The sequence below is a fragment of the Nocardioides campestrisoli genome (assembly GCF_013624435.2).
Taxonomy (GTDB): Bacteria; Actinomycetota; Actinomycetes; order Propionibacteriales; family Nocardioidaceae; genus Nocardioides; species Nocardioides campestrisoli.
The window spans coordinates 4052368-4075400 of the sequence record NZ_CP061768.1; the positions used below are offsets into that span (position 1 = coordinate 4052368).

Genomic DNA, 23033 nt, shown 5'->3' on the forward strand with positions numbered 1-23033 from the left:
CGAGCGCGGCTAGTTCGGGTGCAGCAGCGCTCAGCGGCTGCCGATCGTTGGGCGCACCTGCCAGGGTGGGTCCATGACGCCTCCCAGCCTGCCCCTGCCTGTCGTCGTCGTCACCGGAGCCAACGGCCTGGTGGGCAGTCACGTCTGTTCCGCGCTGAGCGAGCGCGGCGCGACGGTGCGTGCCGTCGTACGCCGCGAGGGCACGGCACCCCGGCTGCCCGGGGTCGAGGAGTGGGTGGGCGACTTCACCGACCCGGACTTCGCGACCACGATGGTCGAGGGTGCCGACTCGGTGGTCACCACCGTGCACCCGCTCGACGGGGACGCCGAGGCCCAGCGCACGGTCGGGTACGACGGCACGCTCGTGGTCGCCGAGGCCGCGCTCGACGCCGGGGTCGCCCGGCTGGTGCACCTGTCCACGGCCGCGGTCTACGACCGGCGACCCGGGGTGGGCGACGTCGACGAGCACGCCGCCCTGGCCACCGACGACGCCGGCGACTACGCGGTGATCAAGCGCGACCTGGACCTGGCGCTGGCCGGGCTCGACGGGGTCACCCGGGTGCTGCTGAGGCCCCCGGCGATCCTCGGCCCCGGTGACTCCTCGGTCTGGAACACGTTGCGCCCGGCCCACATCAAGGCCGACGAGGCGGAGCGGCACGCGATCCCGGAGCGCTCGTTCGCCTGGGTGCACGTCGACGACCTGACGGCGTTGGCCGCCGACGTGGCCACCGGCCTGGTCGCCGACGCCGAGGACCCGGAGCGCGGGCCCGTGGTCGGGGCCTGCACGCCGGTCAACGTGGCGGCCGGACCGGCGACCTGGCGGGACTACCTCGGCACGGTGACCGAGGCACTCGGCGTGGAGCCGGTGTGGGAGGAGGGCCCGGCGTGGACCGGGCGGATCCTCGCGGACCGCGCGCACGGCTGGGGCTGGGAGCCGAAGGTCGACCTGCCGGCCGCCCTCGCCGAGCTGCGGGACGGGCTGGTCTGACCGGACTGCCTCGCAGGTCAGGCTTGCCGGACGCGCTCCCGGGCGCAGCCGACGAGCTCGCGCAGCTCCAGCCCGTACGTCGGCCCGCCACCCTCGGCGTACGTCGTCAGCCGCCCCGCGGCTCGCTCGACCAGCCGCTCGGCGCCCACGTGGTTGCCGCGCTCGGCGTGGGTGAGCCCGACGCAGAGCTGCGCGAGGCCCTGCCACAGCTCGCGCTCCTCTTCCGGGCAGCTCTTCCACCGCACCTCGAGCGCCTCGTGCGCGGAGAACGGGCGTCCCTCGGCGAGCAGGCTCCGGGCGAAGGCGAGCGTCTGGTCCGGCGGGAGCGGGGTCTCGTCGATCGGCTCGACGCCCTGCTCCCCGTAGGGCAGCGGGCGACCCAGGGCGTCACGCGGCCGGGCCTGCCGGGCGCGGCCCTCCTCGTCGCGGTCGCGATCTCCCGCAGCGACGGGCCTGCTCAGCGGTTCCTGGGGCACGCCGCCACCCTACGGGCCGCCGTGAGGCGTCCTCGTCCTCGTGGGGCGGCGCTGAGCCAGCGCTTCTCCGTCAGCGAGATCCAGGCCGAGGCGATGCTGGCCTTGCAGGTCCGGCGGGTGACCGCGCGCGACCGGGCCGCGATCGAGGCCAAGCACGACGAGCTCGCCGCGATGGTCGCGGGCCTTCGCGCACAGCTCGCCGGCTCCCCCGGCGACCAGCCGCGCCCGTAGACGCGGCGAGGCCGCCGCCCCTTGAGGGGACGACGGCCTCGACACGCTCACGACCACACCCGAGTGCGGCGTACTCCTCAGGTCAGGGGACGACCGTGACGGTGATCCACTGCGAGTAGATGTACTCGTCGAAGGAGGAGGTGGGGGTGTAGAACGCGCGGTACTGGTAGGTGCCCGGCCCGTTCTCCGCGACCTTGCCGAGGAAGTACGAACCGGAGAACGAGAACGCCCCGCCCTCACCGACGCCATCCATGCAGCAGTAGTTCGGCGAACCGGAGCCGCCCTTGTTCTTGCCGTCGCGGTAGATGTCGACGTACCCGGTGTTGGGCGTCTTGCCCTTGAACTTCACCGTGCCGACCATGTCGGGGTAGTCGTAGCTCGGGGTGGACAGCGAGATGGTGAAGTTCGCCTCGTTCACGTTGAGGGCGGAGTCCCACACGATCGTCTTGATCGTGCCCTTGGACTTCTTGTACTTCGCCTTGACCTTGTAGGTGCCCGGGCCGAGCTCGGCGGGGAGCCGGAAGCTGGCCTTGCCCTTCTTGATCTTCTTCTTCACCTTGGTGCCGTTGACGGTGAACGTCACCTTGCCCTTGCCGCGCACCTGGGCGGTGATCTTGTTGCCGGCCAGGCCGTAGTGGGTGCCGGGCTTGGCCTTCTTCAGCTTGATCTTCTTCTTCGCCTTGCGGGCGAGCACGTCGGTGCTCGCGTCGGCGGCGGTGGCGCTGCCGTTCGCCGGCGCGGCCGACGCGCTGGTGGCGGTGACGGCGGCGACGGGGAAGGCCAGGGCCAGCGACGCGACGGCGGCGGTGGCGAGACGAGCGGTCCTGCGCATGTGTGTGACTCCTCGGGAAAGTCGTGATGAGTAGAGCCGGCCGAAGGATCGGCCGGGCACAGCACCGTCTACCCAGAAATAGGCACGAGAAACCGGAGGTTTTCGACTTTCTTTTCGTTTACGGCGCTTGGCGCGGAAGCCCGCAAAGGCGTGGACGTCATGGCCACCGCGGGCTACGGTCCCCCGATGGGCTTGGCATGGGAGCAGGTGATCGTCGAGGCCGCGGACCCCGCGGCCTTGGGCCAGTGGTGGGCGGACGCGCTGGGGTGGGTGGTCGTCTACTCCTCCGCCGACGAGTTCGAGATCCGCCCGGAGCCCGATCGCCTGCCGGGGATCGACTTCATCCCGGCCGCGGGGAGCAGGAAGGGCAAGAGTCCCCTCCACCTCGACTTCCGTCCCGACGACCAGGCGGCCGAGGTCGAGCGGCTGCTGGCCCACGGCGCCCGCCGCGTCGACATCGGCCAGGGGGACGTGGCGTGGGTGGTGCTGGCCGACCCGGAGGGCAACGAGTTCTGCGTGCTCAGCGAGCAGCAGCTCTCGTAGCGGCGCTCGTCAGCCTCGGGCGTCGCGGCGTTCCTGGAGTCGGGCCTGCGCCTCGGGCAGGTAGGCGAGGCACGGCGCCTGTACGTCGGGGTGCTTGGCGGTGAGGTGCAGGATCCACCGGTCCATGGCAGCCAGGTAGCCGTTGTCCTCACCGGGACGGCGGGTGCTCCACGCGCGGGTGCCCTTGCCGGGCCGCGGCACCTCGCACTGCGTGCACGAGAACTTGTAGGCGAAGGAGTCGTCGGGGGCGACGTCGATCTGGACCACGGCCAGCTCCCCTGCCTCGAGGCTGGCCTTCCTCAGTCGGGCGGAGCGGCTGGCGGGCACGGGAGACCTCGGTTCATGGCGGGAGCTGGACGCCTCCAGCCTAGGCGCGGGCGACGGCGACCACGAAGACCACGTCGTCCGGCTCGGAGAGGTCGGTGCCGAGCACGGTAACCCGGTGCGTGCCGGCCTCGACGCCCATGGCGTCGTACTCCCGGCCGTGGACGTCGCGCAGGCTCAGCAGGCCCTCGGACTCGACCTCGAAGTCGCCGAGGTGCTCGAGATCGAGCCGGGCCACGACCGCAGTCTCGGTCGAGGGGACGATCTGCACCTCGACGCCCCCGAGCTCGGTGTTGCGCAGGCCGACCGCGAGGCAGTCGCGGGTGGCGGCGACGTTGGCGTCGCCGAACGAGGTGGGCGGGGTGAAGTCCTCCCGTCCGACGAGCAGGACGACCGGATAGCTGGGGCGGATCTGGGGGCTCACCGCGCCAGCATCGCAGCGACCACGGACATCGTCGTACGCCGCCTCACCCGAGGTCGGCGACCGCGACGTCCTCGATCAGGGCCTGCTCGGGGTCCCACCAGCGGAGGCGGTCGCAGACCAGCTCGCGCGGGGCGTCGGTGTCGTGCAGCACCTCGAGCGCCGTCGGGAGCAGCCGCCGCGGCACGCGCCGCGCGACGGTGACGTGCGGGGTCCAGACCGGGTGCCGCAGCGTCGGGGCCAGCGCCCGGACCCGAGCGGCGGCGTCCGCAAGAGCCTGGTCCGGCTCGACCAGGTGGGCGAGCGTCACCCGGGGACCCTGCCCGAACATGACCACCCCCCGCAGGGCGATCCGTGCCGGCAGGAGCCGCCCGATCGTCTCGCGGGCGTCGTCGACGACGGTGTCGTCGAGGGCAGCGGCGGTCGCGACGAGCGTGACGTGCGGCGAGTTGGTCATCGACCGGTGGTCGGCCTGCGACGGCACGCCGGCGGCCTTGAGCGCCTCCCACTGCGCCACCACCGCGGCCGCGGAGCTGGGCTCGAAGCTGAGCTCGAGAGCGTGGTCGGCCACGACTGGAGGATAGGTCAGCAGGTGAGGACGGGCGGCTCGCCCTCGGTTGCCCGGTCCAGACCTGGAGAACCGACCCCCTGAGGGCGGTTTCCGTCGCCCGTTCCGTGCCACCATGTCGGACCCGACAGATGCGACGACGAGACGCGAGGCCCCCCATGGCGCGTTACGAGGTCAACGAAGCAGCAGTGGCGAAGGCGCGCGAGCTGATCGCGGCGCGTCAGTACGTCCTGGACAGCGAGTGGGGCGACGTACAGCCCGACGCGGACGCCGCTAACGCCTACCTCGAACGGCACGGGTGGGCGGACTACTCGGGCTGGCACCTCGGCCTCAAGGTCGGCGCCAAGAACGAGACCAAGGCGCGCTACGCGTTCGCGTACGGCGACTTCCGTCGCGTCCACCGCAGCGGCCTGATCGCCTGCATCTACCGAGCCTCGGAGTGGCGGCACAAGCAGGTCGAGACCGCCGCCCACGACCTGCTCCAGGAGCTCGACCGGGTCGCCGGGATCGAGTAGCCGTCGATCTGAGCCCGACCGTCAGGGTGACTAGTCGCCTCGGGGGCCTGATCTGAGCCGAACGTGCTATGGCGCTCCCCCCACGAGGATCAGTTGGGTAGACCTATGTCCCCCCTCAAGAGTCGAGCGACCGCCACGGTCCTCGCGTCCGTCGTCCTGGTCGGCGGTGGCTTCGGCCTCGCCGCGGCCGTCTCCGCCAACTCCCCCGCTCAGGTGAAGGTGTGCACCACGTCCAAGGACGTGGTGGTGTCGGCTGCCAAGAAGGGCAAGTGCCCCAAGAAGACCAAGCTGGTGACGATCTCCACCACCGGGGTGGTCGGCGAGCAAGGTCCGGCGGGTCCTGCCGGAGCGGTCGGGCCGGCCGGGGCACCCGGGGCGCCGGGCAGCGCCGGAGCGCCTGGCGAGCAGGGCGTTCCGGGCGTTCCGGGCGTGCCGGGCGTTCCGGGACCCGCCGGGCCGGAGGGTGATCGCGGACCTGCCGGGCCGGCCGGAGCCGAGGGTCAGCCCGGCGCGAAGGGCGACCCTGGACCCGCCGGCCCCCAGGGCGAGAAGGGCGAGCCGGGAGACGCTGGTCCCGCGGGTCCCCAGGGCGAGCGCGGCCTTCCCGGCATCCAGGGACCTGCCGGACCAGCCGGCCCGGGCGCGACGGTCCTCGGACAGAACACCGGCAGCGCCGGTGGTAGCCGGAGTGGCGAGTGCGTGATGGGCTCCTTGATGCTCACCGCCTCGCCGACCGTCGGACAGGGCGTCCCCGCGGCCGGGCAGTACCTGGCGATCAACACGAACACGGCGCTGTTCAGCCTGCTCGGCACCACGTACGGCGGCGACGGCAGGACGACCTTCCGACTGCCCGACCTGCGGGCAGCAGCGCCCAACGGCACGAGCTACATGATCTGCACGGAGGGCATCTACCCCGCCCGCGACTGATCGTCGCGAACCGGCGCCGCCTCGTGAGCGCACCGGGCAGGAGCACGACGCCGCGCATCCCGCCTGAGCGGCCATGACCGGGCCGCACCTGGGTACGAGACACCCATGATGCGACGAGTGCTCTGGCAGGGACTGGTCTCCGGCGCGGTGGGGACCGTGGTGATGACGGCCGGCGAGAAGCTCGAGCAACGGCTCACCGGACGGCCGGACTCCTACGTCCCCGCTCGGGTGCTGGCCCGGCTCACCGGGCTCCCGGAGCAGCCGCGCGAGCAGTCGCGGGCGCTCAACCTCGCCATGCACTACGGCCAGGGAGCCCTGGTCGGGGTGCTGCGGTCGCTGATGGCCCAGGTGGGCCTGCGCGGACCACTGGCCTCGGCGAAGTTCGCGGTGGTGCGGCTGACCAACGACCAGATCCTGGAGAACGCGACCGGGGTGGGTGCCCCGCCGCAGACCTGGCCGCGCCAGGAGCTCGTCGTCGACCTGCTGCACAAGAGCGTCTACGCCTTCGTGACCGGGCTGGCCGCCGACGCCCTGGCGGCGAAGGACGGGCCCGGTCCCGGGCAGCGGCACGCGGCGCTGCGGGAGGGGCGGCACTCGGACGTCGGGCCGCTCCCACGGCACCAGTCCTAAGCCCGCTGAAGCAGCCCCTCGGCCTCCACGACCTCCAGCGACAGCGTCCGGTAGCCGACGTCCCCGAAGAGGATCGTCAGCCGGTCCTCCTCGACGTCGGTGACGGTGCCGACCCCGAACTCGGCGTGCCGCACCTGCGACTGCACCCGGTACGGCGCGTCCGCGGCGACCTCGGCGGTCTCCTCCACCAGGCCGGCGCGGCAGTTGTCGCAGAGGCCGCAGGGGTCCTCCTGCTGCTCACCGAAGTAGCCCACCAGGAACGCCGCCCGGCAGCGGTCGGTCTCGGCGTACCCCCGCATCATCTCGACCCGGGAGTCCTCCAGCCGGCGCTGGGCCTCGGCCCGGTCGATCACCGCGGTGGCGGTGGCGTAGGGGCCCGCGGAGTCGTCGATCGCGCCGACCTCCCGGGCCAGCGTGATCAGGTTGAGGATCCGGCCGGTCTTCCGCGCACCGAACTCGCACGCCGCGGTCACCTCACGCGGGTCGGTGCTGCCGGCCGCATCGATCGCGCGGAGCACCTTCTCCACGTCCTTGCGCCGCGGCACCGTCGCGGAGAAGAACTTGCCCAGCGACAGGTCCTCGGGCCGGTAGACGAGCGTGCCGCGCGCGGGCTCGCCGTCGCGGCCGGCCCGGCCCACCTCCTGGTAGTAGGTGTCCGGCGACTCCGGGGCGTCGGCGTGCACGACGTACCGGATGTCCGGCTTGTCGATGCCCATCCCGAACGCCGAGGTCGCGACCACCAGGTCGACCCGGTCCTCGGTGAACGCGGCGTGCGCCTCCTCGCGGGTCCGCTGCGGCAGCCCCGCGTGGTAGACCGCCGTACGCAGACCCAGCTCGGCCAGCTGCTCGGCGTACATCTCGGCGCCCTTGCGGGTGCGGGCGTAGACCAGCCCGGAGCCGTGGCCCTCGGTCGCGGCTGCGCGCTCCTGCACCAGGTCGAGGACCAGCCGGCGCTGGTGCTCCGGGTCGACCGCGCGCACCACCTCGAGGGCGAGGTTGTCCCGGGCGAAGCCGGTGACCACAGTCAGCGGGTCGTGCATGCCCAGCCGCTCTGCGATGTCCTCGCGCACCGGGTGTGCCGCCGTCGCGGTCATCGCGACCACGCGTGGTCGCCGCGCACCGCCGAGCTCGTCGACCAGGTCGCCCAGCCGGAAGTAGTCGGGCCGGAAGTCGTGGCCCCACGCCGAGACGCAGTGCGCCTCGTCGACCGCGACCAGCACCGGGCGCAGCGCAGCGATCGCCGTACGGACCTCGGGGTTGGCCAGCTGCTCGGGCGCCAGGAAGAGGAAGCTCAGTTCCCCGGCCCCCGCCCGCTTGAGCACCTGCTCGCGCTCGGCCTGGGACTCCGCCGAGCTGATCCGCCCCGCCGCGTGCCCTGCCTCCTCGAGATGGGCGAGCTGGTCGGCCTGGAGCGCCAGCAGCGGCGAGACGACCAGCGTCAGGCCCTCGCTGAGCACGCCGGTCAGCTGGTAGGTCAGCGACTTGCCCGAGCCCGTCGGGGAGACCAGCAGGACGTCGCGGCCGCCCAGCAGGGCGCTCACCGCCTCGTCCTGACCGGGCAGCAACGAGGCGTAGCCGAAGTGCTCCCGAGCGGCTGCGCCCAGGTCGATCGAGGCGCTCACAGCAGCACGGTCTCCCCGCGCTGGACCGTCTGCACCCGGTCGCCGAAGCCGGCCTCCCGGGCCCGCCGGGTGAAGGCTGAGAGCGGCGAGCGGAAGACCCCGTAGTCGTCGTAGTGCACCGGGACGGCCTTGGTGGGCTGCACGCGGCGCAGGAAGTCCACGCCCTGCACGTCGTCCATGGTCACGGTGTGGAGGAGCACGCGGGTGCCGCCCAGGTGGACGACGGCCACGTCGATCTCCGGGTGCCGCCGCGCGATCTCGTCGAGGTGGTCGCCGGTCAGCGTGTCGCCGCTCAGGTAGACCCGACGGGCCACCGCGCCCCCGACCCGGTGGGTGAGCAGGCTGCCCATCACCGGCGGCAGCAGCGCCCCCATCACCCCGCGGGCGTGGATGCCGGGCAGCGACTCGACGCTCAGCGTCTCCGGGCCTGCCTCGCCGGTCTTGGTCAGGGTCTCGGACTCCCAGGTCTCCAGGCCGTGGGCGTCGAAGTCCCAGGTACGCAGCTTGGCCGCCGCCTTCGTCGTGGTGATCACCGGCTGCTCCCGGACCAGCTCGCGCCGGGCGATCCGGTCGAAGTGGTCGCCGTGCAAGTGCGAGAGCACGATCGCGTCCAACGGTGGGAGGTCACCCGGCTGCATCGACGGCTCGGTCAGTCGCTTCGACCAGAGCCCCTTGCCGAGGTAGGCCCGCTGCCCGCGGTGCAGGAAGTTCGGGTCGGTCAGCACCGTGAAGGAACCCAGCCGGAGCAGGGTCGTCGCGGTCCCGACGAAGGTGAGGTTGTCCACGATTCGGAGGTACCCGGGGGGTGGCGGTTTCACCGGGGCCCCGGTGAAACTCGCACTTCCTGACCGTGGCAACCGTCAGGAACTGGCAGTTCCCCCCGGGGAGTCGCCGTCAGGCCAGGACGACGGGCAGCCGGTGGTAGCCGCGCAGGATCCGGGTGGGACGACGTACGGCGCCGGGCGCGAGCTGCAGGTCGGGGAACCGGTCGAAGAGCGCCCGCAGCCCGACCTCCCCCTCCATCCGGGCCAGCGAGGCGCCCAGGCAGTGGTGCCGGCCGGCGGAGAACGAGAGGTGCTCGCGGGCGTTGGCACGTTTCACGTCGAACCGAGTCGGGTCGGCAAAGACCTCCGGGTCCCGGTTGGCCCCGCCGAGCACGGTGGCGACCAGCATCCCGGGGCTGACCGACACGCCCGCCACGGTCGTCTCCTCGCGGCAGGTGCGCGCGGTGAGCAGCACCGGCGGATCCACCCGCAGTGCCTCCTCCACCGCGTTGCCCCACCACGACGGGTCCTCGCGCAGGACCGCGAGCTGCTCGGGGTTCTCCCGCAGCAACACCACCGCGTTGCCGAGCAGGTTGACCGTGGTCTCGAAGCCGGCGGCCAGCACCAGCCCGGCGGTCGCCTTCAGCTCCTGCTCGCTCAGCCCCACGCCGTCGTCCTGGGCGCGCACCAGCTGGCTCATCAGGTCGTCGCCGGGCCGGCTCCGCAGCAGGCGCAGGTGGTCGCTCAGCCAGGTGTCGAAGGCGGCCAGCGCCGTGTCGACCTGCCGGTACTCCGACCAGGGCAGGCCCATGTCCAGGCTCGCGGCCGCGGCGGTGCCCATCTCCAGCACCTTGCTGTGCTGGTCCTCCGGCACCCCGAGCACCTCGCAGATCACCGCCACCGGCAGCGGGGCGCAGTAGTGCTCGACCAGGTCCACCGGGCCGTCGCCCGCCCGCGCGGCCAGGTCGTCGAGCAGGCCCGCGGCGATCTCCTCGGTCCGGTCCCGGAGCCGCTCGACCGCCCGCGCGGTGAAGACCCGGGTGACCAGCTTGCGGTAGCGGACGTGGTCCGGCGGCTCGGTGACCAGCAAGGACGGCGGATGCATGGGATGGAGGGTGTCGGGCGCCGCCCAGTCGCGGAGCCGGACCAGCCAAGGCTGCGCCGGGCCTGGTACGCCGGCGGCGAAGGCGGGGCTGCTGAGCACCTCGCGGACCACCGCGTGCCGGGCGGTGACCCGGCCGAACGCCGTGCGCGGCAGCGGTCCTCGGGCGCGGATGTCCTCGATCACCTGCCACGCGGGGGCCGGGTCCGGCTGGTTGGTGGCGACCACCAGCCGGCCCTGCAGGTCGCCGCGGCGCGCCGAGGTACGCAGCGCGAACCGGGGCAGCCCCTCGGAGACACCCCAGTGGATCGCCCGGGTCGGGCGCAGCCCGGCGGGGATCCGGCGAGTCAGGGCGGAGACGGCCTGGACGGGCCCGGAGCGAGCGGGCGAGGGCTTCGCGGCAGTGGACGACACGCCAGCCAGTGTGGCCCGCTCAGCGCTCCTTGACCACCTGTCGTCCCAACGCGGCCAGCGCCGTCACCACGACGTACGGCTCGCCGACGAGCACCAGCGCCAGTCCGAGCAGCAGCGCCAGGTCCGGCCCGTGCAGCACCGAGAAGATCAGCCCGGTGGGCAGCGCCCCCGCGGGCGTGCTGATCACCGCGCCCAGCTCGACCGGCGGCGGGTCGGCGGCGCGCATCGTCGCGGCCAGTCCGGCGACCGCCAGGTGCACCCCGCCCCACCAGGGACCGTCGACCAGCAGCACCGCCGGCACGGCGACCAGCGCGCACGCCAGCGTCGGCGCGGCGGTGAGCGCCAGCGTCACCGTCCAGGGGGCGGCGCGCACCGAGCGGCGCAGCCCGCGCGACCCGAGCCAGGTGCGCAGGCCCGCCCCGGCCTGCCGACCCGCCCAGGCGACGACGGCGGTCGCGGCGAGGATGGCGGCGCCGTACCCGAACCCCTCGCCCGCCACCAGCACGAACGGCACGGCCAGGAAGGTGACAGCGACCGCGCGCCAGCGCCGGCGCACCTGCCGGGCGTCGGCGACCAGGAACGCGAGCCCGCCACGGCCGCGCAACGGACGGGACGGGTGCCGGCCGCGGCGCTGGTCGGCGCGGCGGCGCTGGAGCCCGGTGAGCGGGGAGGCGTCGAGCATCAGGGCGGAGTCCGCGACCGCGTCGACCACCTCCCGGCCCCGGGCCAGCTGGGCGTCAGAGAGCTCGGCGAGGCGGCCGGCAGTGCGCAGGGTGAGGGCGAGACCGGCGACCAGCACCAGCGCGAGCACGCCCGCGGCCACCCAGGCGGCGGCGACCACTCCGTCGGCCGTGAGCGCCGGGGACTCCGGCAGCCCGGCCCCGCCGAGCAGCACCCAGCTGAGCAGGGCGAGACCGACCCCGCCGAGCAGACCGGCCGGGAGGGTGCCCGGCGCCCGGCCCCACGGCCGCGCCGTCTGGGCGGGCAGCAGCGCGAGCGGGACCAGGGCACCGACGACGGCGCCGAGGGCGGCCCCGGCGGCGAGCGGGGCGGGCTCGAGACCACCGCCCTGCGCGGCCATCGCCGCCAGCAGCCCGACGACCACCCCGCCGAACGCCCCGCCGGTGACCGCCGCGCCGAACGGGCCCCGGAGCAGCACCGCCCGGTCCGCGGTCGTGGTGAGCAGCCAGCGGGCGGTGGCCCGCTCCGCGGAGACCGGACCCGCCGCCCCGAGGGCGAGCAGCAGCGCGCCGAGGCCCAGGCAGACGACTGCGAGGGCGGCGTACGCCGGGTGGTCCTGCACCGCGCACGCGCCGGCGCTGCACGTGCGTCCGGTGAAGGTCTCCCGGGCGAAGGAGAGGATCCACACGGTGATCAGCGCGGTGCTGAAGATCCAGACGTAGAGGTCGGCGAACCTCTCGCCGGCCTCCGAGGCTCGGGAGCGGGCGACCGCGAGGGCGCGCGCCGCCTCGCGGGCGGCGACGTCGTCGCCGCCCCGGTCCCGGGTGGCGTCGAGGGAGGTCATCCGCCGCTGACCACGACGACCCGGGCGCCGGAGGCCGCCACCAGGTCCTCGGAGTGGCACGCCATCAGCACCGAGCGACCCTCGGCCGCCTGCAGGCCCAACCACTCACCCAGCCACGCGCGGCCGGCGGTGTCGAGCCGCTGCTCCGGCTCGTCGACCAGCAGCAGCCGCCACGGCCGGACCAGCGCGACGGCCAGGGAGAGCCGCTGCTTCTGTCCGGAGCTGAGCGTGCCGGGCACCTGGTCGGCCACCCCGGTCAGCCCGACGTCGACCAGCGCGGCGCGCGCGACCTCCGTGGGGTCGACCACGCTGTCGGCGCGGGCGAGCAGGTCGAGGTGCTCGAGCACGGTGAGGTCGGGGAACCAGGCGCTGTCGTCGAGCAGTGCCAGCACGTCGCCGCGGACGTCGGCCTCGCGAGTGTCGAGCGGCCGGTCGTCGAGCAGCACCTCGCCGTCCTCCGGCTCCTCGATCCCGACGAGGCAACGCATGAGGGTGGTCTTGCCGGCCCCGTTGGGGCCCACGAGCGCGACCACCTCACCCTCGGCGACGTCGAGGTCGACGCCCTCGAGCACGCGTCGTCCGCCGAACTCCTTGGTCAGCCCCCGCACCGTCAGCACGCGCAGAGCCTAGGGCAGGGAACGGGCGTGCGGGCACGGGGTCCCGACGCTGTGGATGGGCGGCAGTCGCGACCCATCGGACTTTTTTCGAACATACGTCCACGGTTCGAGACCAGGCCGGTCATGTGGTGCCGTTCTGTCGGTGGCGGCCGATTGACTCATCTGTGTCGGAGCATCGGGCTCCGGTACGGCGTCGGGGACGGGGGTCCTGGGATGTGGCAGCAGGCTGGCAGCGAGCACCCGATCACGCAGGCGGTGGCGCTGATCTCCGGGGCGCTCGACCTGGCGAAGGACGCCGACCCGGACTACCTCTCCGAGCGGGCCCAGCGTGAGGCCATGCTCGAGCTGTCCCGCCTCGGCGACCGGATGGAGTCGCTCCGGATGCGGGTGATCCGGGCCGCCGGCGTGCCGGCGGGCGCGACCGAGGCCGACGGCGCGCGGTCGGCCGCCGAGTGGCTGGCCAGCCGGACCCGCTCCGGGTTCGGTCCTGCCAGGGCCGCGGAGCGGTTGGCCGGTGCCGTGGCCGAGCGGTGGCTGCGGGTCGGGGCGGGTCTGGCCGACGGCTCGGTCAACCTGGCTCAGGCACGGGTGATCGTGAGGGCCCTGGACGCGCTGGTTATCGACCCCCTGCCTGGCGAGGAGGTGCCGACCGAGGTGCTGGACCGGGCCGAGGCGCGGCTGGTCGCGGACGCGGCCACCTTCGGTCCGGCGCAGCTGGCCGCCCTGGGCGCGAAGATCCTCCAGGTCGTCGCCCCGGAGACGTACGACGAGCACGAGCGCAAGCTGCTCGAACGGGCCGAGCGGCGGGCGCACGCGGCGACCCGGCTGACCCTGCAGCGCCGCGGCGACGGCTCGACGGAGGTGAAGGGCCGGATCCCGGACCACGTGGCCGCGAGGTTCCGGACGTTCCTCGACTCCTGGACCTCACCGAAGCAGGACGATGGCAAGGCGACGGGTGCCGCCACCGGGCTGGGAGCATTCGGGCACCGGGACCCGTCGACGGGCGAGCGGCTCCCGCAGGACCGGCTGCACGGCCTGGCCTTCTGCGCCTTCCTCGAGGCCGCCGACCCGGCGCGGATGCCGGTGCACGGCGGCTCCGCCACCCGGGTGCTGGTGACGATCGGGCTGGAGGCCCTGCGCACCGGCCTGGGCACCGGCTCGATCCTCAGCAACGGGGACGACGTGACCACCATCTCCACCGCCGCGGCGAGGCGGATGGCCTGCCAGGCCCAGATCGTCCCCGCCGTGCTGGGCTCCGACTCGGTGCCGCTGGACCTGGGTCGAGCAACGCGGTTCTTCACCGTGCAGCAACGGGACGCCAAGACCCTGACCCAGCACACCTGCGGGGCCGAGGGCTGCTCGATCCCGTCCACCTGGTGCGAGGCTCACCACGCCCGCGATCCCTGGGCCGCCGGCGGCGGCTCGGACCTGGCCGACCTGGAGTTCCTCTGCTCCTGGCACCACCACCGGGCCCACGATCCCGGCTACACCACCACCCGGATGCCGGACGGCGACGTCCGGTTCCGCAGGCGGCGGTGAGGGAGGGTGCGGCGCCCGACGACCGACACACCCTCGCTGCCCCAGCCGGTGCTGCGTGGCATGCTCGCGCCCCATGACCACCGCAGCGCCCGACGACCCGTCGCAGCCGCCACCTCCCCGGACCCTCGAGGTGATCGCCTGGGTGCTGCTGGCGGCCGGGGCCATGGTGCTGCTGCTCCGGTACGGCGACCTGGGCGAGGTGCCCACGCACTTCGGCGCCAGCGGCGAGCCGGACGACTGGGGTCCTCGATGGGCACTGCTGGTCCTGCTCGCGCTCTGGGTCGGGCTGCTGGCGGGAACGACACTCCTCGCCCGGCGGCCGCAGTGGCACAGCTACCCGCGGGAGGTCACCGACCAGAACCGAGCCGTCCTGCACCTCGAGTCCTCCCGGATGATGTCGTGGACCGGGGTCGGCTTGTCGACCGTGTTCCTGGGGATCGTGCTGGGCGCGACGTCGAGCGCCTCCGCGTCCCCCTCCCAGAGCACCGGGCTGGCGATCTCATGCGCGGGACTCGTGCTCGTGCTCGCCGCGCCGGTCGTCGGGATCGTCCGGATGCTGCGCGTCGGCTAGAACGCGTCGAACGCGGCGGCGTACCTGAACCGACCCCGGGGATGCGGGCGTCCCGCGAGCGCGAGCGCCTGGAAGAGGTCTCCGTACTCCGTGACCGGCGACTCGACGCCGAGCTCGTGGGCAGGCACGAAGCCGAAACGGCCGTAGTAGGCGGGGTCACCCACCAGCCCGACGAGCGTCTCGCCGCTCTGCTCGGCCCGCCGCACGACCTCGCGGATCAGCGCCGCACCGATCCCCTGGGACTGGTGGGCGGGCAGCACCGAGACCGGGCCCAGCCCGAGCACCGGCACCTCGTCCACGTGCGCCCGGGTGCAGACCACCTGGCCGACGATCTGCCCGTCGACCTCAGCCACGAGGGCCAGCTCCGGCAGCCAGCCCTCGTCGCGCCGGAGCAGCCGCAGCAGGTCCACCTCGCCAGGCGGACCCCCGGGCGAGGACGGCGGCGCGGAGTAGGGGGCTCCCCGGAACGCGTCGGCGACCACGGCGTCGACCGCGGCGGCATCGTCCGGCTCCTCGGCGCGGACCACCAGGTCGGCGGGGGCGGGCACAGCCGGTCGAGGCTCCGGGTCCAGGTCGTCCATGCCTCGGACGCTAGTCCGGTGCGGCCGGCTCGCCCAGCGCTTTTCCCCTCAGCCGCGCTCGCCCCCGTCGCGACGTCCGCGCAGGAACGCCTGCTCGGCCTCGTTCTCGGTCATCGCGATCGCCCGGTCGTACGCGGCTCGCGCCTCCTCGGTTCGCCCCAGCCGGCGCAGCAGGTCGGCGCGGGCGACGTGCCACGGCTGGTACGACGGGAGGGCACCCGCCAGCTCGTCTACCCGGTCCAGCCCGGCTTCGGGTCCGTCGAGCTCGGCGACCACCAGCGCCCGGTTGAGCGCGACCACCGGGGTCGGGGTGACGGCGTACAGCTGGTCGTAGAGGGCGCGCAGCTGCGACCAGTCCGTCTCCTCGGCGGTCGCCGCGTCGGTGTGCACGGCGTTGATCGCGGCGTGCAGCTGGTGGTGGCCGGGATGGCTGAGCCCGGCGTGGTTGCGGCGCAGGCACTCGCGGACCAGCGCGTGCCCCTCGGCGACGAGGGCGTGGTCCCACCGGGTGCGGTCCTGCTCGGCCAGGGGCACCAGCCGGCCGTCGACCACGCGGGCCGGGCGGCGCGCCTCGGTGAGCAGCATCAGCGCCAGCAGCCCCATCACCTCGGGCTCGTCGGGCATCAGCACCCGCAGCACCCGGGTCAGCCGGATCGCCTCCGCGCACAGGTCGGTGCGCACCGGCTGGTCGCCGTGGCGCGGCAGGTACCCCTCGTTGAAGACCAGGTAGAGGGTGGCCAGCACGCCGCCCAGCCGGTCCGGGAGCTCCGCGTCGTCGGGCACCCGGTAGGGGATCCGGGCGGCGGCGATCTTCTGCTTGGCCCGGGTGATCCGCTGGGCCATCGCCCGCTCCTCCACCAGGAACGCCGCGGCGATCTCCGGGACGGTCAGCCCACCCAGCAGCCGCAGGGTCAGCGCCACCCGGGTAGCCGGAGCCAGCGCCGGGTGGCAACAGGTGAAGAGCAGCCGCAGCCGCTCGTCCGGGATCGAGGTCACGAGACCGTCGTCCCCGCCGTCGCCACCGCCGTCGTCACCCTGGATCATCAGCGCCTCCCGGTGCCTGGCCTGCCGCGTCGACTCCCGGCGCAGCCGGTCGATGGCACGGTTGCGCGCGGTGGTGGCCAGCCATCCGGGCGGGTGCGGAGGTACGCCGTCGGCGGGCCAGCGGCGTACCGCCTCGGCGAAGGCGTCCTGGGTGACCTCCTCGGCCAGCCCGAGGTCGCCGAACCGGGCGGCGAGCGCGGCGACGATCCGGCCGAACTCCTCGCGGTGCAGGAGCTCGATCCGGGCCGCCACCTCGTCCTGGCTCACGCGGACGCGGCTCACTCCCCTTGGAACGGCCGGACCTCGACCGTGCCGACGCAGGCCTTCGACCCCTCGGCGGCGAGCTTGAGCGCCTCGTCGAGGTCCTTGGCCTCGATCACCCAGAACCCGCCGATGTGCTCCTTGGACTCCAGGTAGGGGCCGTCGGTGACGACCACGTCGTCCTGGCGGCCGTCGACCACCGTGGCGGTGTGGGCGGGCATCAGACCACCGGCGAAGACCCAGTGCCCCTGGGCCTGCAGGGTCTCGTTGAAGCGTCCGGTGTCGGCGAACGCCTGCTCCATCTGCTCCTTGCTCTCGTACGGGCCGAACTCCCCGTCGTCGACGGATCCGTGGACGGACAGCAGGTACTGGGCCATGACGTTCTCCTTCAGGTCGGGCGCGACCGTCGTGGTCGTGCGTCACCCCTTCCACGAACGCAACCATGCGGATGCGACACCCCGGAAGATCTTTTCTCGTCCCGTCCCGCAGAATTCTCCGGTGAACCTCTACTTCCGCCTGGTCGGGATGCTCCTGACCCGCTGGCGACACCGCCGGATCTCGGTCTGGGACGGCTCGACGTACTCCTCCCGCGTCTGGCCCTCGGACCTGGACACCGTCGGCCACATGAACAACGCCAAGTACTTCGGGCTGATGGACCTCGGCCGGGTCGACCTGATGCTCCGCTCGCGGATGCACAAGCAGTTCTCCGGGCGCGGCTGGTACTCGGTGGTCGCGGCCCAGACGATCCGCTACCGCCGCTCCCTCAAGCCGGGCCAGCGGTTCGTGCTGCGGACCACCCTGCTGGGCACCGACGAGAAGGCGCTCTACTTCCAGCAGACGTTCAAGGTGGGCGGGGAGCTCTACGCCCAGGCGGTCGTGCAGGCGCGGGTGCTGCGCAAGGACGGCGGGTCGGTGCCCGCCGCCGAGGTGATCGAGGCGCTCGAGCCCGGCCCCCTCGTGCCCGACCTGACCCTGCCGCAGTGGGTGCAGGACTGGGCGGTCGGCGTGCGCCAGACCGGCCACGACGCGGTGGCCTGAGCGCTGTCCGCGGGCAGCCCGGATCCCTAGACTCCTGACATGCCCGACGGCGGCGACCACCCGGAGCCGGACCGCTCGCCGGCGGACCGGGATGCCGCCGTGGTCCCGGATGCCGCCGTGGTCCCGGATGTCGCCGTGATCCCGGATGCCGCCGTGGTCCGGCTCCTCCGGCGGCCTCGGCTGCTGGGGGTGGGGCTCGCGGCGCTCTTCTTCGTACAGTCGCTGCGCCCGACGCTCCTGCCCCGCGACTGGCTCTTCCAGGGTGTGGTCTCCGAGCTCGCCCTGACCCTGGGGTACGTCGTCGGCGCCACCCTCACCTGGTGCGTCGAGGCCGCACTCGGCCGCCTCGGACGCCGCCCCCGCGCCCTGGCACCGGCCGCCGACCTTCGCCTCCGGCTGGGGCTCGGCCTCCTCCTGGCCGTGCTGGTCGGCTGGGCCAGCCGGGACGCGGTCCACGACCACCGGTGGACCTGGGAGCGGCTGGACCACGAGCCCTCCAGCGCCTGGCTGCTGTACGGCGGCACCCTGCTGGTCGCCCTCCTGGTCTGCGCCGCGCTGCTCGCCCTGGCCTGGCCGGTGCGCTGGCTGCGGCGGCGTACCGCGCGAGCCGGCAGCCGGGTGCTGCCGCGCTGGATCGCCGCGGTCCTCTCCACCGTCCTGGTGCTGTGGCTCGCGGTCACCGCGCTCAACACCTGGGTCTACCAGCGCACCCTGGACGCGCTCAACGAGGCGTTCACCGTCTCCGACCTGGAGATCGACGGCGACGTCGAGCCACCCACCTCCCGGCTGCGCTCGACCGGACCGGCGTCCCAGGTGGCCTGGGAGGAGGTCGGCGACGAGGGACGGCTCTTCCTGCGCCGGGGCCCGACCGTCGAGCAGATCGCCGCGTTCGCACCGGGTGGCGAGGCGGTGGAGCCGATCCGGGTCTACGTCGGCCGGGCCACCACCGACGACCCCCAGGAGCGGGCCGACCTCGCCCTCGACGAGCTGGAGCGGTTCGGCGCCTTCGACCGGGAGGCCGTGCTGGTGGTCGTCCCGACCGGGACCGGGTGGGTCAACGAGCAGCTGGTGCAGCCGGTGGAGCACCTGTACGCCGGCGACGTCGCAACCGTCTCGCTCCAGTACTCCCACCTGCCGAGCCCGTTGGCCTTCCTCACCGAGGAGGAGGCCGCGCAGGAGACCGGGAGGGCGCTGATCGGCGCGGTGGACGCGCGGATCGCCGAGCTGCCCGCCGACCGGCGACCCGACCTGCTGGTCGCCGGGGAGAGCCTGGGCTCCTTCGGCGCCAGCGCCGCCTTCGACGACCTGGACGACCTCGTCGCCGAGACCACCGCGTCGCTGTGGGTCGGGCCCCCGGAGACCGTGCACCTGCGGCGCGAGGCCGAGGCCGAGCGGCAGACCGGCTCGACCCAGGTCAAGCCGGTGGTCGGCGGCGAGGAGGTCCTGTTCGCCAACCGGGACTCCGACATCGTCGGCCACCCGCGCGCGGTCTTCCTCCAGCACGCCGACGACCCGATCGTCTGGTGGGACTGGCAGACCGCCGTCACCGAGCCCGACTGGCTCTCCGAACCGCTCGACCCGGCGGTCAATCCGGCGATGGAGTGGGCCCCGGTCTCCACCTTCCTCAACCTGGCCGTCGACATGGCAGTGAGCACGGCGTTCGACGAGGACTTCGGGCACAAGTACGGCACCCAGCCGCTGACCGCCTGGGTCGCGATGCTGCAGCCGGCCAGCTGGGACGAGGACCGGGTCGCGGAGCTGCGGCAGCGCCTCGCCCGCCTGCCCCGCTGATCACCCCTGCTGATCCTTGCGCTGATCCCCCCTCGCTGATCCCCGCTGGTCCGTCAGTCGGCCGGTCGGTCCCCCACCCGGTAGTCGCTCGGCCTCAGGCCGAGGACCGTGCGGAAGTCGGCCGCCAGGTGCGCCTGGTCGGCGTACCCGAGCTCGGCGGCGACGCCCGCCAGGTCGGCGGACGGGTCCGTACGGATCCGCTCCGCAGCCTCCTGCAGGCGGCGCCGACGGATCATCGCCGCGGGCGGTAGCCCGACGTACCTCCGGGCCAGGCGCTGGACCGTGCGCGGCGAGACGCCGAGGCGCTCCGCGATGTGCTCGACCTTGAGCACCTCGGGGTCGGAGTCGATCGCGTCGGCCATCGCGTTGGCCAGCAACGCGTGGTCGTCCGGCTCGGGAGCCACGGCGAGCAGCCAGTCGCCGTACGCCGTCACCGCCGCCGACCGTCGCTCGGCGGGCGACCCCGACCCGGTCATCGCGGCCACGACGCTCGCGTGCAGGTCGGGCAGGTCGAGCGGCCGGTAGTCGTCGCGCACCGACCCCGGGTCGTCGACCAGGAGCGGGACGGCGGCCGGGCGCAGGTGGGCGCCCACGACCCAGCCGCGGCCCGTGAGGTCCCGGTGCCAGCGCCGGGTGGTCGGCCCGGAGAGCGCCACCAGACCCTGCTCGACCACCAGGTTGGAGGCCGGGAACGCGATGACGTGCTGCCGGGAGACCCGGCCGGGCGCCAGGTCCCACTCCGGGATCCAGAACCACCGGACCCAGGTCGCGAGGGGCTCCGCGGCCGGCTCGCGGTGGAAGGTGGGCAGCGCGGCGGGGTAGAGGATGCCCCGGCCGTCGGCGGCCCGGTCCGCCCGCTTCCCGCCCGGCTCCCCGGCGTCGTCGGTGGTCACCGATCGACCCTAGGGCTGTCGTGTATCTCCAAGCCAGGGCGGCCCGCGCCTTCCTAGCGTGGATCCCATGAACTCGACACAGGACCAGACCGACCAGACGACACCGACAGCCCAGACCACACAGACAGCACAGGGCATCCCGGGCGCCGCTTCCGGCAAGCACACCGACCGCGGGGTCCCGCACGGCTACACCAGCGTGACGCCGTTCCTCGCCGTCCCGGACGCCCGGGCCGCGCTCGACTTCTACCGCGACGTCTTCGGCGCGAGGGTCGTCGACGTCACGGAGATGGACGGGGTAGTCGTGCACGCCGACCTCGACCTCGGGCACGGCCGGATCCAGCTCGGTGAGCCCAGCCCCGACTACCACCTGGTCGCCCCGCCGGCGGGCGAGGACGACTGCTACGCGCTCGGGCTCTACTGCGCCGACGTCGACGCGCTCGTCGCTCGGGCGGAGGAGGCGGGCGCGACGATCCGCGAGCCGGTGAGCACGTTCGTCTCGGGCGACCGGTTCGCCAGCATCCGCGACCCGTTCGGGGTGCGCTGGTCGATCATGACCCGGGTGGAGGACCTGTCGGAGGAGGAGAGCGCGGCCCGGGTCGCGGAGTGGGCGGCGCAGCAGGGCTGAGACGCCCCCGCGCGGGGATGCGGCCGGGTGTTCGTCGTCAGCACCCTCGACGAGGTGGGGCGTCGGGCCTGAGAGTGGAGATCGACCGGGCAGGCACGCGAGAGGAGCAGGGCATGACGGACGACGCGTACGACGCCGTGGTGATCGGCATGGGTCCTGGCGGGGAGGTCGCAGCCACCCGCCTGCTGCAGGCGGGCAAGAGGGTCGCCGTCGTGGAACGAGAGCTGATCGGCGGCGAGTGCGGCTACTGGGCGTGCATCCCGTCGAAGACCCTGCTGCGTCCCGTGGAGCTCGCGCTCCAGGCGGCGGCCGCCCCCGGGGTCACCACACCTCCCCTCGACTGGGAGGCCGCTCGGCAGTGGCGGGACGCCATGGTGCGGCACCTCGACGACGCCAAGCAGGTCGCCGGCTACGAGGACCAGGGCGCCACGGTGGTGCGGGGCGAGGCCCGGATCGCCGGTCCGGGTGTGGTGGAGGTCGACGGACGCCGCCTGGTCACGCAGCACGTCATCGTGGCGACCGGCTCCCGTTCGGTCGTCCCGGAGATCGAGGGGCTCGACGAGTGCACCGTGTGGACCAACCGGGAGGCGACCGGCTTCGAGCAGGTCCCCGGCCGGGTCGTCGTCATCGGGGCGAGCGCGGTCGCCGTGGAGGTGGCCCAGTACCTCGCCGGGTACGGCGCGCAGGTCACGCTGGTGGGACGAGGACCCCGCCTGCTGCGGCGCGAGGAGCCGCGCGTCGGCGAGCTGGCGGCCGAGCACCTCCGCGCCCGGGGGATCGACCTGCGCCTCGGAGCGGGACCGGTCCGCGCCTTCAAGGACGGCGCCGACAGCTCGCTCGTGCTGGACGACGGCAGCGTGCTGACCGCAGATGTCCTCGTCCTGGCCACCGGCCGGCGTCCTCGGACCGAGGGCCTGGGCCTGGAGGAGCTGGAGGTCACCCTCGACGGGCACGGTGCCCTCGCCGTGGACGAGCACTGCCATGCCGGCGCAGGCGTCTGGGGCGTCGGCGACGTCACCGGGACGGCGATGTTCACGCACGTGGCGAAGTACCAGGCGCGCATCGCCACCGCGGCGATCCTGGGACGCCCGCGGACCGCGAGGTACGACAGTGTTCCCCGCGTCGTCTTCGGCCATCCGGAGATCGCCGCCGTCGGCATGACCGAGGAGCAGGCGGTGGCCGGGGGTCGACGCGTCCGCACCTCGCAGGTCGATCTCACCGCCGCGCTGGCGCGCCCCTGGACCTACGAGGAGGAGCCGACCGGCGCCTGGCTGGGCCTGGTCGCCGACGCGGACACGGACCTGCTCGTCGGAGCCTGGGCTGTCGCGCCGCAGGCGAGCGAGTGGATCCATCAGGCGGCGCTCGCCATCGGGGCAGCGATCCCGATCGACCGGCTCCTCGACCACGTCCCGCAGTTCCCGACGTACAGCGAGGGCTTCGTGCCGGCCCTGGAGGGGCTGCTGGACTGAGTGGCTGCGGCGCTGAGGCCCGAAGTCCGTGCGCGGTCGACCGGTGCCGGAGTAGCCCCGCTCGGTCAGACCGGTCGGCGCATCACCACGCGTGGGAAGCCGCCCGCGACGGCGTCGGTGCGCGCCGCCAGCGTGAACCCGCCGTCCTCGAAGAGCCTGCGGGTGCCGACGAACGCCATCGTCAGGTCGACCTTCTGGCCGTCGTTGTCCACGGGGTAGCCCTCGACGGCCGGCGCGCCCTGTTCGGCGGCGTACGCCACGGCACCGGCGAGCAGGTGGTGGGAGATGCCCTGGCCGCGGTGCCCGGGCCGGACCCGGACGCAGATCACCGACCAGACCGGCAGGTCGTCGATGGGCTTGATCCTCGTCGACCTCGCGACCGGCAGGTCGGCACGCGGCGCGACGGCCGCCCAGCCGACCACCTCGTCCCCGTCGTAGGCCAGCACGCCCGGGGAGACCTTGCGGGCGCAGAGGTCGCGCATCGCGTCGCGACGCGCGGTCCCGGCCAGCTCACGGTTGGTCTTCGAGTCGATCCGGTGGCTCAGGCACCAGCAGACGTTGGCATCGGGCCTCTTGGGTCCGAGCATGGTCGCCACGTCGTCGAACCTGCTCAGGGTCGCAGGCTTCACCTCGATCGTCATCGGTCCTCCTCTCTCGTGCTCGTCAGCCTACCCCGTCTCGTTCGAACAGGTGTGTGGATAACGTCAGCACAGTGTCGGCGC

27 protein-coding genes are annotated in these 23033 nt (G+C 73.7%); 12 read left to right on the forward strand and 15 right to left on the reverse strand.

Annotated elements, in window-relative coordinates; translation table 11 throughout:
• The first annotated feature begins 73 nt into the window (after positions 1-73).
• A complete protein-coding gene (locus H8838_RS19140; protein WP_185994293.1) occupies positions 74-988 on the forward strand; it encodes an NAD-dependent epimerase/dehydratase family protein in 915 nt (304 codons plus the stop codon).
• A 17-nt stretch (positions 989-1005) separates the two neighbouring features.
• On the opposite strand, the gene H8838_RS19145 is transcribed toward H8838_RS19140, so the two are convergent.
• Entirely contained in the window at positions 1006-1464 is a 459-nt protein-coding gene (locus H8838_RS19145; protein ID WP_224766265.1) for a DUF309 domain-containing protein, read from the reverse strand.
• 21 nt (positions 1465-1485) lie between these two features.
• On the opposite strand from H8838_RS19145, the gene H8838_RS19150 reads away from it, so the two are divergent.
• Positions 1486-1695 (forward strand): hypothetical protein, encoded by a 210-nt coding sequence (locus H8838_RS19150; protein WP_185994292.1) that lies wholly within the window; start codon positions 1486-1488, stop codon positions 1693-1695.
• A gap of 82 nt (positions 1696-1777) precedes the next feature.
• Here H8838_RS19150 and H8838_RS19155 read toward each other — a convergent pair whose 3' ends face one another.
• A complete protein-coding gene (locus H8838_RS19155; RefSeq protein ID WP_185994291.1) occupies positions 1778-2527 on the reverse strand; it encodes a hypothetical protein in 750 nt (249 codons plus the stop codon).
• 186 nt (positions 2528-2713) lie between these two features.
• Here H8838_RS19155 and H8838_RS19160 point away from each other — a divergent pair, with 186 nt between their 5' ends.
• A complete protein-coding gene (locus tag H8838_RS19160) occupies positions 2714-3070 on the forward strand; it encodes a VOC family protein (RefSeq protein ID WP_185994290.1) in 357 nt (118 codons plus the stop codon).
• A gap of 9 nt (positions 3071-3079) precedes the next feature.
• Here the strand turns inward: H8838_RS19160 and H8838_RS19165 are convergent, their stop codons facing one another.
• The 3 genes from H8838_RS19165 to H8838_RS19175 are packed head-to-tail and all read right to left on the reverse strand — an operon-like array spanning position 3080 to position 4386.
• Complete coding sequence (locus H8838_RS19165; protein WP_185994289.1) at positions 3080-3397, reverse strand: hypothetical protein; 318 nt, start codon at positions 3395-3397, stop codon at positions 3080-3082.
• 40 nt (positions 3398-3437) lie between these two features.
• Positions 3438-3818, reverse strand: coding sequence for a hypothetical protein (locus H8838_RS19170; protein WP_185994288.1), 381 nt, complete (start codon positions 3816-3818; stop codon positions 3438-3440).
• Positions 3819-3861: 43 nt separating this feature from the next.
• Positions 3862-4386: a 2'-5' RNA ligase family protein gene (locus H8838_RS19175; protein WP_185994287.1), complete on the reverse strand. Its 525-nt coding sequence runs from the start codon at positions 4384-4386 to the stop codon at positions 3862-3864.
• A 155-nt stretch (positions 4387-4541) separates the two neighbouring features.
• On the opposite strand from H8838_RS19175, the gene H8838_RS19180 reads away from it, so the two are divergent.
• The 3 genes from H8838_RS19180 to H8838_RS19190 all read left to right on the forward strand — a co-directional run bounded on the left by H8838_RS19180 (position 4542) and on the right by H8838_RS19190 (position 6455).
• Positions 4542-4898 (forward strand): hypothetical protein, encoded by a 357-nt coding sequence (locus H8838_RS19180; RefSeq protein WP_181313242.1) that lies wholly within the window; start codon positions 4542-4544, stop codon positions 4896-4898.
• A gap of 105 nt (positions 4899-5003) precedes the next feature.
• Positions 5004-5825: a tail fiber protein gene (locus H8838_RS20250; RefSeq protein WP_185994286.1), complete on the forward strand. Its 822-nt coding sequence runs from the start codon at positions 5004-5006 to the stop codon at positions 5823-5825.
• A gap of 105 nt (positions 5826-5930) precedes the next feature.
• The gene (locus tag H8838_RS19190) at positions 5931-6455 is read left to right on the forward strand and encodes a hypothetical protein (protein WP_185994285.1); all 525 of its coding nucleotides are present in this window, start codon (positions 5931-5933) and stop codon (positions 6453-6455) included.
• Here H8838_RS19190 and H8838_RS19195 read toward each other — a convergent pair.
• From H8838_RS19195 to H8838_RS19215, 5 genes are all read right to left on the reverse strand, one after another.
• On the reverse strand, positions 6452-8077 hold the full coding sequence (locus H8838_RS19195; RefSeq protein WP_185994284.1) for a RecQ family ATP-dependent DNA helicase: 1626 nt from the start codon (positions 8075-8077) through the stop codon (positions 6452-6454). The two genes, H8838_RS19190 and H8838_RS19195, sit on opposite strands and share 4 nt — an antisense overlap.
• The gene (locus H8838_RS19200) at positions 8074-8862 is read right to left on the reverse strand and encodes an MBL fold metallo-hydrolase (protein ID WP_185994283.1); all 789 of its coding nucleotides are present in this window, start codon (positions 8860-8862) and stop codon (positions 8074-8076) included. Before H8838_RS19200 ends, H8838_RS19195 begins: the two co-directional genes overlap by 4 nt.
• A gap of 109 nt (positions 8863-8971) precedes the next feature.
• The gene (locus H8838_RS19205) at positions 8972-10357 is read right to left on the reverse strand and encodes a cytochrome P450 (RefSeq protein ID WP_224766266.1); all 1386 of its coding nucleotides are present in this window, start codon (positions 10355-10357) and stop codon (positions 8972-8974) included.
• A gap of 19 nt (positions 10358-10376) precedes the next feature.
• On the reverse strand, positions 10377-11882 hold the full coding sequence (locus H8838_RS19210) for a DUF6297 family protein (protein ID WP_185994282.1): 1506 nt from the start codon (positions 11880-11882) through the stop codon (positions 10377-10379).
• Complete coding sequence (locus tag H8838_RS19215; protein ID WP_181313237.1) at positions 11879-12499, reverse strand: ABC transporter ATP-binding protein; 621 nt, start codon at positions 12497-12499, stop codon at positions 11879-11881. Before H8838_RS19215 ends, H8838_RS19210 begins: the two co-directional genes overlap by 4 nt.
• A 213-nt stretch (positions 12500-12712) precedes the next feature.
• Here H8838_RS19215 and H8838_RS19220 point away from each other — a divergent pair, with 213 nt between their 5' ends.
• Both H8838_RS19220 and H8838_RS19225 read left to right on the forward strand, forming a co-directional pair.
• The gene (locus H8838_RS19220; protein ID WP_185994281.1) at positions 12713-14038 is read left to right on the forward strand and encodes an HNH endonuclease signature motif containing protein; all 1326 of its coding nucleotides are present in this window, start codon (positions 12713-12715) and stop codon (positions 14036-14038) included.
• A gap of 73 nt (positions 14039-14111) precedes the next feature.
• Positions 14112-14609, forward strand: coding sequence for a DUF1648 domain-containing protein (locus H8838_RS19225; RefSeq protein WP_185994280.1), 498 nt, complete (start codon positions 14112-14114; stop codon positions 14607-14609).
• Here the strand turns inward: H8838_RS19225 and H8838_RS19230 are convergent.
• From H8838_RS19230 to H8838_RS19240, 3 genes are read right to left on the reverse strand one after another with little or no spacing between them, the layout of a single operon-like run.
• Positions 14606-15190, reverse strand: coding sequence for a GNAT family N-acetyltransferase (locus H8838_RS19230; RefSeq protein ID WP_224766267.1), 585 nt, complete (start codon positions 15188-15190; stop codon positions 14606-14608). The genes H8838_RS19225 and H8838_RS19230 overlap by 4 nt on opposite strands.
• 48 nt (positions 15191-15238) lie before the next feature.
• Positions 15239-16501 (reverse strand): RNA polymerase sigma factor, encoded by a 1263-nt coding sequence (locus H8838_RS19235; protein ID WP_224766268.1) that lies wholly within the window; start codon positions 16499-16501, stop codon positions 15239-15241.
• Positions 16502-16512: 11 nt separating this feature from the next.
• On the reverse strand, positions 16513-16872 hold the full coding sequence (locus H8838_RS19240; RefSeq protein ID WP_181313224.1) for a YciI family protein: 360 nt from the start codon (positions 16870-16872) through the stop codon (positions 16513-16515).
• Between the two features lie 121 nt (positions 16873-16993).
• Between H8838_RS19240 and H8838_RS19245 the strand changes: the two genes are divergently transcribed.
• Both H8838_RS19245 and H8838_RS19250 read left to right on the forward strand, forming a co-directional pair.
• Positions 16994-17533: an acyl-CoA thioesterase gene (locus H8838_RS19245; RefSeq protein ID WP_181313183.1), complete on the forward strand. Its 540-nt coding sequence runs from the start codon at positions 16994-16996 to the stop codon at positions 17531-17533.
• Between the two features lie 39 nt (positions 17534-17572).
• Complete coding sequence (locus H8838_RS19250; RefSeq protein ID WP_185994279.1) at positions 17573-19324, forward strand: alpha/beta-hydrolase family protein; 1752 nt, start codon at positions 17573-17575, stop codon at positions 19322-19324.
• 53 nt (positions 19325-19377) lie between these two features.
• On the opposite strand, the gene H8838_RS19255 is transcribed toward H8838_RS19250, so the two are convergent.
• Positions 19378-20217, reverse strand: a complete 840-nt coding sequence (locus tag H8838_RS19255) for an AraC family transcriptional regulator (protein ID WP_185994278.1) — start codon at positions 20215-20217, stop codon at positions 19378-19380.
• A 67-nt stretch (positions 20218-20284) separates the two neighbouring features.
• Between H8838_RS19255 and H8838_RS19260 the strand changes: the two genes are divergently transcribed.
• Together H8838_RS19260 and H8838_RS19265 are read left to right on the forward strand one after the other, a co-directional pair.
• Positions 20285-20842, forward strand: coding sequence for a VOC family protein (locus H8838_RS19260; protein WP_185994277.1), 558 nt, complete (start codon positions 20285-20287; stop codon positions 20840-20842).
• A 113-nt stretch (positions 20843-20955) separates the two neighbouring features.
• Complete coding sequence (locus H8838_RS19265) at positions 20956-22311, forward strand: dihydrolipoyl dehydrogenase family protein (protein WP_185994276.1); 1356 nt, start codon at positions 20956-20958, stop codon at positions 22309-22311.
• Positions 22312-22376: 65 nt separating this feature from the next.
• Here H8838_RS19265 and H8838_RS19270 read toward each other — a convergent pair whose 3' ends face one another.
• A complete protein-coding gene (locus H8838_RS19270; RefSeq protein WP_185994275.1) occupies positions 22377-22952 on the reverse strand; it encodes a GNAT family N-acetyltransferase in 576 nt (191 codons plus the stop codon).
• Between the last annotated feature and the right edge of the window lie 81 nt (positions 22953-23033).

Bases quoted from the DNA above. Each gene is read 5' to 3' on its own strand.
- H8838_RS19260 (WP_185994277.1), top strand. From the start codon at position 20,285: ATGAACTCGACACAGGACCAGACCGACCAGACGACACCGACAGCCCAG.
- H8838_RS19220 (WP_185994281.1), top strand. From the start codon at position 12,713: ATGTGGCAGCAGGCTGGCAGCGAGCACCCGATCACGCAGGCGGTGGCG.
- H8838_RS19210 (WP_185994282.1), bottom strand. From the start codon at position 11,882: ATGACCTCCCTCGACGCCACCCGGGACCGGGGCGGCGACGACGTCGCC.
- H8838_RS19140 (WP_185994293.1), top strand. From the start codon at position 74: ATGACGCCTCCCAGCCTGCCCCTGCCTGTCGTCGTCGTCACCGGAGCC.
- H8838_RS19270 (WP_185994275.1), bottom strand. From the start codon at position 22,952: ATGACGATCGAGGTGAAGCCTGCGACCCTGAGCAGGTTCGACGACGTG.
- H8838_RS19155 (WP_185994291.1), bottom strand. From the start codon at position 2,527: ATGCGCAGGACCGCTCGTCTCGCCACCGCCGCCGTCGCGTCGCTGGCC.
- H8838_RS19225 (WP_185994280.1), top strand. From the start codon at position 14,112: ATGACCACCGCAGCGCCCGACGACCCGTCGCAGCCGCCACCTCCCCGG.
- H8838_RS19240 (WP_181313224.1), bottom strand. From the start codon at position 16,872: ATGGCCCAGTACCTGCTGTCCGTCCACGGATCCGTCGACGACGGGGAG.
- H8838_RS19160 (WP_185994290.1), top strand. From the start codon at position 2,714: ATGGGCTTGGCATGGGAGCAGGTGATCGTCGAGGCCGCGGACCCCGCG.
- H8838_RS19265 (WP_185994276.1), top strand. From the start codon at position 20,956: ATGACGGACGACGCGTACGACGCCGTGGTGATCGGCATGGGTCCTGGC.
- H8838_RS19190 (WP_185994285.1), top strand. From the start codon at position 5,931: ATGATGCGACGAGTGCTCTGGCAGGGACTGGTCTCCGGCGCGGTGGGG.
- H8838_RS19250 (WP_185994279.1), top strand. From the start codon at position 17,573: ATGCCCGACGGCGGCGACCACCCGGAGCCGGACCGCTCGCCGGCGGAC.
- H8838_RS19230 (WP_224766267.1), bottom strand. From the start codon at position 15,190: ATGGACGACCTGGACCCGGAGCCTCGACCGGCTGTGCCCGCCCCCGCC.
- H8838_RS20250 (WP_185994286.1), top strand. From the start codon at position 5,004: ATGTCCCCCCTCAAGAGTCGAGCGACCGCCACGGTCCTCGCGTCCGTC.
- H8838_RS19180 (WP_181313242.1), top strand. From the start codon at position 4,542: ATGGCGCGTTACGAGGTCAACGAAGCAGCAGTGGCGAAGGCGCGCGAG.